Source organism: Vibrio sp. V23_P3S9T160 (assembly GCF_963886625.1).
Lineage (GTDB): Bacteria > Pseudomonadota > Gammaproteobacteria > Enterobacterales > Vibrionaceae > Vibrio > Vibrio anguillarum.
The window spans coordinates 1-9,580 of sequence record NZ_CAWPDB010000012.1 but is presented as its reverse complement, the minus strand read 5'-3'; the positions used below and the strand labels follow the sequence as shown (position 1 = coordinate 9,580).

General features: G+C 42.3%; 13 protein-coding genes and 1 pseudogene. 11 read left to right on the top strand and 3 right to left on the bottom strand.

Going from position 1 to position 9,580, the window contains the following annotated elements:
* A partial coding sequence (locus AACU59_RS00795; RefSeq protein ID WP_237666598.1) for an acetate--CoA ligase family protein occupies window positions 1-1,474 on the bottom strand: 1,474 nt, incomplete at its 3' end.
* A gap of 219 nt (window positions 1,475-1,693) precedes the next feature.
* Between AACU59_RS00795 and AACU59_RS00790 the strand changes: the two genes are divergently transcribed.
* Both AACU59_RS00790 and AACU59_RS00785 read left to right on the top strand, forming a co-directional pair.
* Window positions 1,694-2,275 carry an SPOR domain-containing protein gene (locus AACU59_RS00790; protein WP_094144810.1) on the top strand — a complete coding sequence of 194 codons (582 nt, stop codon included), beginning with the start codon at window positions 1,694-1,696 and terminating at the stop codon, window positions 2,273-2,275.
* A gap of 171 nt (window positions 2,276-2,446) precedes the next feature.
* Window positions 2,447-3,451, top strand: coding sequence for a D-alanine--D-alanine ligase (locus tag AACU59_RS00785; RefSeq protein WP_161437676.1), 1,005 nt, complete (start codon window positions 2,447-2,449; stop codon window positions 3,449-3,451).
* Here the strand turns inward: AACU59_RS00785 and AACU59_RS00780 are convergent.
* Window positions 3,435-4,394 (bottom strand): tyrosine-type recombinase/integrase, encoded by a 960-nt coding sequence (locus tag AACU59_RS00780; protein WP_161437675.1) that lies wholly within the window; start codon window positions 4,392-4,394, stop codon window positions 3,435-3,437. The genes AACU59_RS00785 and AACU59_RS00780 overlap by 17 nt on opposite strands.
* Window positions 4,395-4,496: 102 nt before the next feature.
* On the opposite strand from AACU59_RS00780, the gene AACU59_RS00775 reads away from it, so the two are divergent.
* Window positions 4,497-4,868, top strand: coding sequence for a DUF3319 domain-containing protein (locus AACU59_RS00775; protein ID WP_013867787.1), 372 nt, complete (start codon window positions 4,497-4,499; stop codon window positions 4,866-4,868).
* Between the two features lie 7 nt (window positions 4,869-4,875).
* Complete coding sequence (gene yciH / locus AACU59_RS00770; protein ID WP_094144788.1) at window positions 4,876-5,187, top strand: stress response translation initiation inhibitor YciH; 312 nt, start codon at window positions 4,876-4,878, stop codon at window positions 5,185-5,187.
* 137 nt (window positions 5,188-5,324) lie between these two features.
* Here yciH and AACU59_RS00765 read toward each other — a convergent pair whose 3' ends face one another.
* The gene (locus AACU59_RS00765; RefSeq protein WP_094144787.1) at window positions 5,325-5,693 is read right to left on the bottom strand and encodes a DUF3693 domain-containing protein; all 369 of its coding nucleotides are present in this window, start codon (window positions 5,691-5,693) and stop codon (window positions 5,325-5,327) included.
* 228 nt (window positions 5,694-5,921) lie between these two features.
* Here AACU59_RS00765 and AACU59_RS00760 point away from each other — a divergent pair, with 228 nt between their 5' ends.
* The 7 genes and pseudogenes from AACU59_RS00760 to AACU59_RS00730 all read left to right on the top strand — a co-directional run.
* The gene (locus tag AACU59_RS00760) at window positions 5,922-6,482 is read left to right on the top strand and encodes a 3'-5' exonuclease (RefSeq protein WP_094144786.1); all 561 of its coding nucleotides are present in this window, start codon (window positions 5,922-5,924) and stop codon (window positions 6,480-6,482) included.
* A 2-nt stretch (window positions 6,483-6,484) separates the two neighbouring features.
* A complete protein-coding gene (locus AACU59_RS00755) occupies window positions 6,485-6,682 on the top strand; it encodes a hypothetical protein (RefSeq protein WP_094144785.1) in 198 nt (65 codons plus the stop codon).
* Window positions 6,679-7,965 carry a replication initiation factor domain-containing protein gene (locus AACU59_RS00750; protein ID WP_237666597.1) on the top strand — a complete coding sequence of 429 codons (1,287 nt, stop codon included), beginning with the start codon at window positions 6,679-6,681 and terminating at the stop codon, window positions 7,963-7,965. Before AACU59_RS00755 ends, AACU59_RS00750 begins: the two co-directional genes overlap by 4 nt.
* 6 nt (window positions 7,966-7,971) lie before the next feature.
* Complete coding sequence (locus AACU59_RS00745) at window positions 7,972-8,337, top strand: DUF1293 family protein (protein ID WP_094144784.1); 366 nt, start codon at window positions 7,972-7,974, stop codon at window positions 8,335-8,337.
* Window positions 8,337-8,567, top strand: coding sequence for a hypothetical protein (locus tag AACU59_RS00740; protein ID WP_181185555.1), 231 nt, complete (start codon window positions 8,337-8,339; stop codon window positions 8,565-8,567). Before AACU59_RS00745 ends, AACU59_RS00740 begins: the two co-directional genes overlap by 1 nt.
* 29 nt (window positions 8,568-8,596) lie before the next feature.
* The gene (locus tag AACU59_RS00735) at window positions 8,597-8,815 is read left to right on the top strand and encodes a hypothetical protein (protein ID WP_017041960.1); all 219 of its coding nucleotides are present in this window, start codon (window positions 8,597-8,599) and stop codon (window positions 8,813-8,815) included.
* Window positions 8,816-8,948: 133 nt separating this feature from the next.
* Window positions 8,949-9,580, top strand: a pseudogene (locus AACU59_RS00730) (hypothetical protein); the annotation flags it as partial.

Below are 9,580 nucleotides of genomic sequence, written 5' to 3'. Positions count from 1 at the left end.
GACGGGTAGGGTGTATGCCTAGTTGCTCCGCTATCCATTGCTGCGCGCTGTGTATTTCTGATACATGGACGGGTTCTGCGGTTGTCGGCGTTTCCATTAGTTGTTTTTGATTTCGACGGTACTCGACTAAGTGCATGAATGCCACTACTGCACTTTCTGGCGTTCGATAGGTTGGGATGCCCGCTTGGGTAAATATTTGTCTAGCCGGGCGCGCGGTAAGTTCTCCTGACCAATTGGTTAGGATGTTAAAACGTTTATGGCGAGGGTGCGCTTTAATGGCGTCGACCACCGCTTGAGCGGTTTGCTCAGACTGCGCAATCGCAGATGGGCTGTGCATAATGAGAATGGCATCGGTTTTATCACTATCTAGCAGCACATTTAGTGTATTAACGTAGCGAGTATGATCCGCATCACCCACCATATCGACCGGATTACTGTGAGACCAACTTTTAGGCAGGCACTGATTTAGTTTTTGATAAGTAGACTCTTCAAGATCGGCAAGTTTTCCGCCTCGATCTAACAAAGTATCGACGGCCATAATAGCTGGCCCGCCACCATTGGTAATAATAGCAAGACGTTCACCTCGTAATGGAACGGAGTGAGTGAGTGTTTCAACAGCGGCAAAGAGTTCATGGGTATTGTTCACCCGTAACATACCCGTGCGTTGAATTGCGGAGTCATAAATAATGTCGAGTGTATTGTCTCCACCAGTATGTGCTTGCGCCGCTTTACGTCCAGCAAGCGTTCTTCCTCCTTTTAATACTAAGATTCGCCGGTTACGTGACGCGGCACGCGCTGCCGACATAAAACGGCGAGCATCCTTAATCGTATCAACATAAAGCAAAATGGCTTGGGTGTGTCTATCCGTGCTCAGGCAATCAAGCAAGTCAGAGAAATCGATGTCGCTGGCATTACCAAGAGAAATAAATGCTGAAAATCCGATCTCTTTGTCATTTGCCCAATCTAAAATCGTGGTACAAACCGCTGCAGATTGTGAAATAAAGGCAATGTTACCTTTTAAGGCTGTGACAGGAGAAAACGAAGCGTTGAAATTTAACCAAGGTAGGATCAGCCCTAAGCTATTGGGACCCAAAATGCGCATTCCTGCCGATTTTGCAATTCTAGAACATTGGGCTTGGATTTCGACTCCTTGAGCATCTTCAGTATACATATCAGATGAAAGTACGATGACGGAGCTGATGCCTTTATCTGCCAATTGCTTAAATAAGGTGACGTTGCGTGTTGCGTGCGTGCATAAAATCGCAATATCAGGGACGATAGGCAGAGATTCGATACTTTTGTAGGCCAATACGCCACAGACGGATGGATAATAAGGCGTGACAGGCATAATCGCACCATCGAAGCCTCCTTGAAGTAGGTTCTTCATCACGATATTGCCAGCACGAAGCGAGCGTACTGATGCACCAACAACCGCGATCGATTTTGGTTTCAGGAATGGATTTAAATTGTTCATGTTGATGAACCTTTCACTCACGAATTACCGTTAGCTTAGCGAACAAATGCTATCCTTGTTCACTATATTGGTTTGATTGTGATCATTACGTCGTGAGACAACTGCGACTTTGTGCCATAAATCACAGTACAAGGGTATATAATCACAAAGCGAGCTTGATTCTGAGCGTCGCTATCGGCATGATTTATAGTAATTTCTACTTAAGGCGTTGAACAATTCATGAAAAAAATCACAATTGTCGGTTTATCAGTGCTTCTGGCTGCCTGTGCATCTGATACATACATTACCGATGTCACCTCTGAAAGCCATCGTGAAGAGTATAAAGTTGCTCCGGTTCAGCAACCAGTAGTCGCTCAAGAAGGCATGGCTACTGGAATTTCTGAGAGCAATGTCGAAACGAATGTGGTGAAGATGTCTCCTAACGATACAGAGAAAAAAGTCGTTAAGATGAGCCCTCAAAGCAAAGCCGCAGTAGCGCTCATTCCACCGACAGCTAAACAGACGGCAATGAATCCGCGTTTTGGCTACACCATTCAGGTCGTTGCTGTTGGATCACAGAATAAAGTTGATCAGTTTGCCAGCAAACTGCCGAATTCTGACGGCCAACCTATTTGGGAAAATTATAAAGTGGTGAACGGAACCAAGTGGTACACCGTACTTTATGGTGACTACGCAACTCGTGCCGATGCTGTTGAAGCAATCAAAACACTGCCAGCCGAGTTTCAAGCTATGAAACCTTTTGCCAAAAGTATTGATACCATCAAAAATTCGGAATTTCCGACACTCAACAAGTTGAACTGATTCTGGATTTTATCGCGAATAAATGATCAAAGGGGCTTATGCCCCTTTATTGCTTATAACTTAGCCTGTTACAACGGTAAAAAGGTTTTCCTTGGCTAAAACCGTGTAACTTCACACTGAATTGATTATCATGCTTTATAGTTTATTCGTCAGCAGCATGGACAGATTTTAATGACTCAAACAACAATCCTATTATTATGTGGTGGCGGTTCGTCAGAACATGAAGTGTCACTTGTGTCAGCCAACTATTTACAAGTACAACTTGAAAAAACAGAAGGTTTTCAAGTTATTCGCGTCGAAATGCGACCCGATGGTTGGTACAGTGAAAAGGGCGATCTGAGTTACTTAGATACGAATGCTGCGACTTTGAATACCAATGGTGTCGCCGTCAATATCGATTTTGTGGTTCCTTGCATTCATGGTTATCCAGGGGAAACGGGCGACATTCAATCGATGCTCGAGCTGGCTGGCATCCCATATTTAGGTTGTGGTCCAGAAGCCAGTGCTAACAGCTTTAATAAAATTACATCTAAGCTTTGGTACGATGCGCTGGGTATTCCTAATACACCTTATCTTTTTCTTTCAGAAAATAATGCACAAGCGCATCAGCAGTGTAAGCAGGCTCTGGAAAAATGGGGAAGTGTGTTTATTAAAGCGGCGAGACAAGGCTCATCTGTTGGTTGTTACAAAGTCACCGAGGTTTCCCAGCTCAACAGCGCAATCGATGCGGCTTTTAGCTACTCGGAACAAGTTCTGGTTGAAAAAGCAGTGAAACCTAGGGAATTAGAAGTTGCCGCTTATCAGCTTGATGGTGTTTTATATCTTTCTAAGCCGGGTGAGATCATCGCACCAGAAGACGCATTTTATACTTATGAAGAAAAATACAGTGCGACTAGCCATTCGATGACTGAAGTACAAGCTCAGAATTTAACCAGAGATCAATTGGAAATGATAAGTGATTGTGCTGCTAGGGTTTTTACCCACATGAAGCTTAGGCACCTTGCACGTATTGATTTCTTTTTAACCCCAGAGGGAAACATTTATCTTAATGAAGTTAACACCTTCCCTGGCATGACTCCCATTTCAATGTTTCCTAAAATGTTAGAGCATAATGGGCATAGGTTTCATGAATTTCTAGCCAATTGCGTGACAACGTCACTCAATCAAAAGGTTTAATGACCTTAAATTTCATCTGTTCACTTTCTGCAATGTCGAGTTTACCAATGTATTGAGCTGGCATTGCAGGGCTTAACCATCGTCCAAATTGCTGAATATCTTGAGTTTTATAACCTTGTTTAGCCAGTTCTTGAGCCGCACCAACACGGGTTGATTGGCCTGAAAACCTCAATTCAAATATGCCTAAACGTTGCCCTGCATGACGTAAGATACGGAAAATAGATGCATCATTTAAAGATCTATTTGAAATATTGCCATGGCGATCGATTGAACAAAACACAATGTTCGATTCTTTATTGAGTAATTGTAGCCACTTTTTAAGTGCAAGAGAGGCCGATTCAGAAAGATAATAATCGACATTTCCCACGATGATCTTCATTTGCCCATCCACAGTTAAGACTTGGCCTGTACTTAGTTTTTTAAGCTCACTTCGTTTCAAAGCACACTCAAACATCACATAATAGATTGCAAGATCGCGGATATCCTTTTTGTGAGGTGAATGAATAAGTTGTATATCTAGTGCTAATAAATGTTTTTTCGTTAACGGTGTCGCTTGCTTAGCATCATCACCTTTCTCTCCTTTAAGACGAAACAAAGAAAGTTGAGTGAGTCGGTTTTGCGTAGGGTCTTTCATCGAAAGTAGGCGATGGATGATACCAATGGTGACCATGTAACGCCTGATAGTCGCGTATTTTCTCAAACGAGCTTCCGTTTCGATAAATTGCCTAACAGCTGTTGTTGAGCCAGGAAGAGGAGTAACACATCTTATTTTGCAAAATGTAACAAAATGATTCCAATCTTTAGTCATGGCCAAAGCGGAGTTCTTCGAATATTGCCAATGTGTCAAATGTTGAAATTGTTCAAAGCAAACTGTGTCGGAAAATTCGGTAACCTTTTGTTTTAAAATCATAGGATCTGTGATGAGAGGGATGTTTTTTTTCATCTTGATGCACTATAACAATATGGTTTATCGATAAATATACTTGATAACGGTGAAGATACAATTATTATTTAACTAACCTATAATTAAAAAGACCAATAACATATGGCTATAGCGACGTATCGAGGATTTACCCTTACATCTGCGCCTAACTCTACAGATATATGGCAAGTTAAGATCAAAAACCATGTTTTGACTGGTAACCTTGCGGCAGTTAAAAAAAGCATAGACTGGTGGTGTGATACTGCCTCTATCATTGATCCTAGAGAGTTCAGTGCGGTAGGTAAGAAGCGAGAAGCTCCAAATGGTAAACAAGAGCAATTTGGCGGCTTTACACTGAAGAATGATACAGGTGAGCTCAATGGGTGGTATTGCTTTTTCAATGGTCGCTTAATCAAAGGTTCAAAAGTGGCTATTCAAAAACATATCGAAGCTTATTTGCTTGCAAAACAGAAAGCAGAACAATTAAAGAAGTAAATGATTTATGACACTTGTATATTCTACTGATTTAGGTCGTATTAAAGCTGAGCCCGAAGTTATAGAGCGTCCTAAAGGAGATGGAATAGTGAGAATCCATCGTCATACTAAAGGGCGAAAAGGAAAAGGCGTAAGCATCGTAACCGGCTTGGATTTAGATGATACTGCATTAAAGTTACTCGCGGCAGAACTCAAGAAAAGTTGTGGGTGTGGTGGTTCGGTAAAAGATGGCGAAATAGAGATACAAGGTGATGCTCGGGACAAAATTAAAGCTTATCTAGAAAAGAAAGGTTTCAAAGTTAAACTAGCAGGAAACTAACGCATTAATAGCTAGAATGAAATCTTCGATTATCAGACTGGTTATTAGGTATTTTATGGTAAATGCTGATTGTGTTTAATGGCTACATCCTTAGAAAGCGTACAAAGGCGTGGCGCTTTCTTTTTTTCATTGTTTATTTAACATAAGATATATAATGCGCACTGTAATACCGCTTCTTTAGGCGTGCTAATCGCTAACGCCAATGCTCCGCAACCCATTGATATTGTTCTTAATCCTAGCCCGTTGTGCTTTTTTGCTATGTGTTCCCATAGCTGTTTTATTCTTGGGTTTTTGTTCCTGTCTGCATGACATCCGAGCAATGCCAGTTCTGGGTCAATTCCTGCTTGTTCCGCTAAAAAAACTGCTTCTTCATCAGATATATAGCGTACACCTTTGCGCATTTCGCTGATTCTTGACGCTTGTACATTCAAATCATGGGCAATCTGTTTGTCTTGTACATAGTTTTGAGCCTTTTTATAGGCATCTAACAGCTGACTCTGGTACATGGCAATCCCTCCGTTTTGATCATTCTAGCTCATTTCTTCCGATTCTTCGTATCTTGAACTTCCGGATAAACGGATTTACTCTTCCGTTAAATCGGAATTTGAAGCTCTCTAAGACTAACCACATCGCTTATGCGTTCCGGACATTCGCCGAGAGCTTCACCCATTAGGCCGCTCTGGTCGCTCCCTAAGCTTCTGGGGTGGCCGCTCAAACAACTTTAGGGGGTTGTCATGCAAACACTTAATTTAGAAAACGCTGTTATTCTCGATACCGAAACCACGGGCCTAGACTCTGACGCTCGTATCTGTGAAGTTTCAATCATTGATGCTCAAACTGGCATTAAGCTTTATAGCAGTCTTGTTAATCCTTTATGTCTAATCTCTCCTGAAGTTACTGCAATCCACGGCATTACTAGCGATATGGTTATTGATATGCCTGCCTTTGATAAGGTCTGGAACGACATCAAAGGTTACCTATCTGACTCTGCTGTCTACGTTTACAACCTTGATTTTGACTATCGCATGTTTGCTCAGTCTCTACGCCCATTTGACTATCCAGTTGCTAACCTCGTTCACTTTTTCGGCGGTGGTGTTTGCGCTATGCGTTGGTATGCTCAGTTTTGGGGGCATCCTGACACTGTTAACGGTGGTTACCGCTGGCAATCTCTTACCAACGCTTGCAAGCAACAAGGTGTTGACGTTTCAGACCTTAGCGCTCACCGCGCCTTAGCTGATTGTGAAATGACACGTCGCTTGATTCATGCAGTTAATGCAAAAATCGAGGCTCGTTAATCATGGCTGCTGAAAAAATCTACTACGACTTAATGCCTGACAACTCCGTATCTGTCTACATTTCCGGCGAATGGGATTATTTCAGCTCTTACACTGGCCTTGTTAACTATCTCAACACTCAAGGCTTGTATTATAAACTGGTTGATATCACCAACACCACACTGACCGAGCGTCTGGCTATCATGGGGATTGAATCATGAAATTCGCCTGTATGGACTGTGGTACTAACTACGAATCTCCGGTCAATTGCTGCTGTCCTGACTGCCGCTCAGGTATGCTTTATCAGCTTAATATGGACAACGTTCAGGTCTTCGGGAAAAAGTCACAAGGTCACAAAGTACAATCTGACTATGTGTATCGCCCTAAAAAATCCGGTCTACGCCCTGAGTTTGTTAACCATACCGTTAACGAATACACCTTTATCGAGGACTACGAGCAATCACCTGTGATTATCGATTACCTCTGTTTTACCGTTAAATTGGCTGACCTACGTCACTGCAAAAAAGACGCGCCCTACTCTGGTATTCACTTTCCTGAGGCTCCTAAGTTCTCACAACATCATGCGAAAACGATTGATGATATTGAGGCTTATAACCGCTACTTCCGTGAAGTGACAATGGATTACCTGCAAGAAACGTTAAGACGTTTTATTCAATACGTGCTTGGTTTTAACTACGGCTCACCACGTGGTAAAGGCTTCCAGTTCTACGAGGATTCGTTTGTATTAACTTCCGAATATGGCGATGACTATTGCGGCCAAGTTGGGTTTGGCGGAAATCGCGACACTGTGCATTTTCAGATTACAGGCCACGGCTGCAAACATCTGTTTGCGAATCGCTCTTGTCGTTTCTTGCATCATTGGATTTCAACGGTTTTATGCTGTAAGCAACTCTCGCGTATTGATTTAGCCTTTGATGATTACGATGGTTTACATACTTGTGAGGCTGCGGAAAACGTTTCGCGTCTCGGTGGCTTTAAGCGTTCTCGTGGCTTCAGTCCTAAAGTCTCCAATGGTGATGAATGGGATTGGGACGAGAACGGCAATAAAATATTTTCTCGTGAAGAGCGCAATTTCGGCTCTCGTCAATCGCTCGTATATTGGCGCGTTTATAACAAGAAATTAGAGCGTAATATTACGGCTGAGGATTTTTCGTGGTATCGCTCTGAGGTTGAATTAAAAAAATGGGACACGGATATATTATTAAATCCTGTCGGGGGCTTTGTTGCATTAAATGCTTATGCCGCCTCTTTACTCTCAAATACCGTTGAGCCTGTAATAACAAAAACTAAATCTAGAAAGCGCGTTGCTTGTGATGTATTAGCTGCGTCTTATTGGGCTAAGCGACAATATGGCCGCTTGGTTAATTCTTTACTTGAACTTTATCAATGCGACTTTGAAAAAGTTGTCACCACCTTGGTTAGGGACGATACGGTTTTATTGTGTCCCTCTATGCACCGAAAATTAATTAATGCTTTGGAGTAAATTACTATGTCTCGTCCATCTATTTTTGTATTGGGTATTTCATTCTTCAAAAACGATTTTAAAGGCGAATTCGCACAACTTAATATTTCGCGTCCTCTGAAGCCGCTTAATATTGATAACGACAAGTTTAAAATGACTCGTCGTACTGTTGGTGAATCGGGTGAAGTCTCCAAGTATGACCAGCCGCTAATCATTGACTTTAACTATGCGCTTGAGCTTGAGCGTGTTGGTGCTCTCGTTCCACGCCGTGAGTATGAAGTGGATTTAGGCTTAAATATGGATGACCCTCTTTCGGGTTCTATCGTCACGAAATTAATCCCAGTGGATGAAGAGATTAAAGCCCACTTTAAATCGTGTGGTTTAATTAAATAATGTCTAACTGCGTAATACAATACAACGGCTATTTAATGCTTGCCCCACAAGGGTTTGATTGTACTTACGTCATATTAACGCCTAGTGAGTTGGAACAATTACAAAGCAATTCACTGGGTTCGTTAACTATCGACTCTCAATTATATACGGACGTAACAGGTTATTTATTATTGTCCTTTGTGTCCGGTCATATTTTGGGTCGTATTTTAAAAGGCCTCGGTCGAGGTTAATCATTAACTTAGTAAAGAGAGTAAATACTATGAAATTTATCAACGTCATGAAAAAACACGCTGCAACTATCACAACTGGTGTTACTGCTGCTGTAGCTTCTGCAAGTTCATTCGCTGTTACTGTTCCAGAGTCTATCGAAGCGGCTGTTACTTCTGGCCAGTCAAACTACAGCCTTGTTGTTGTTGGCTTAATTACAATGGCTGCGGTTGGCTTTGGTCTGCGCATGATTGTAGGTGCAATGAAATAACATGTTAGAACTCGTTTCGGACGTCATCACTGTTCTTATTGCTTTGTCTACTGGTGGGGCGTTCGTTTACGGGGTCTACACTGGTATCAACGCCTCCTGATTGGGGCGTTTTTTCTTACTTCTGGGGGGTTACATGCGTAGCGCAATCAATACCGCTCTTTTCATTCTCTTCTTACTGCTCGCGTTCCTAACCTCTGTTGCGTCTCATGCTGCTGTTTGCCCAATTGGAAATACTCCGTCTTTAAAATGGCCACTTGGCACTGCTCGTATTGCTTCCGCTTGTGTTGATGGCTGTCGAGCCTCTGAGGGTATCGAGGGGCAAAATACTTGGACGTGTTCTGATAAACTTCAATATTGTACTGGCTATTTCGTCACGACTGGCGATACTTGCACTGGTTCCGATGACACGAACGGAACTTGTGACGCTAACGGTACTTGCACTGACAACGGCGGTTCCAATCCTGACCCCGACCCTACGGACCCGCATTATAATCACGTTATAGATGGTCAACTTGCAGTTATGCCCGGTGTTATCTCCGGTCTTGATTCATCATCCGCACAATTAGCAAAGGCTTTACGAATTGGTGCTTATATGAATGCTGAGGTGGCTAAATCCACTCATATAATTTCACCTTTACTTGCTGACTTAATTGATGTTTCGCGCGGTCAAAGAAATATACTGTCAAATATGGCTAATAAGCCAACTCCTAATTATTCAGAGCCTTTGTATTCCATTTTAAACACACTTAATAATATTAATAATGG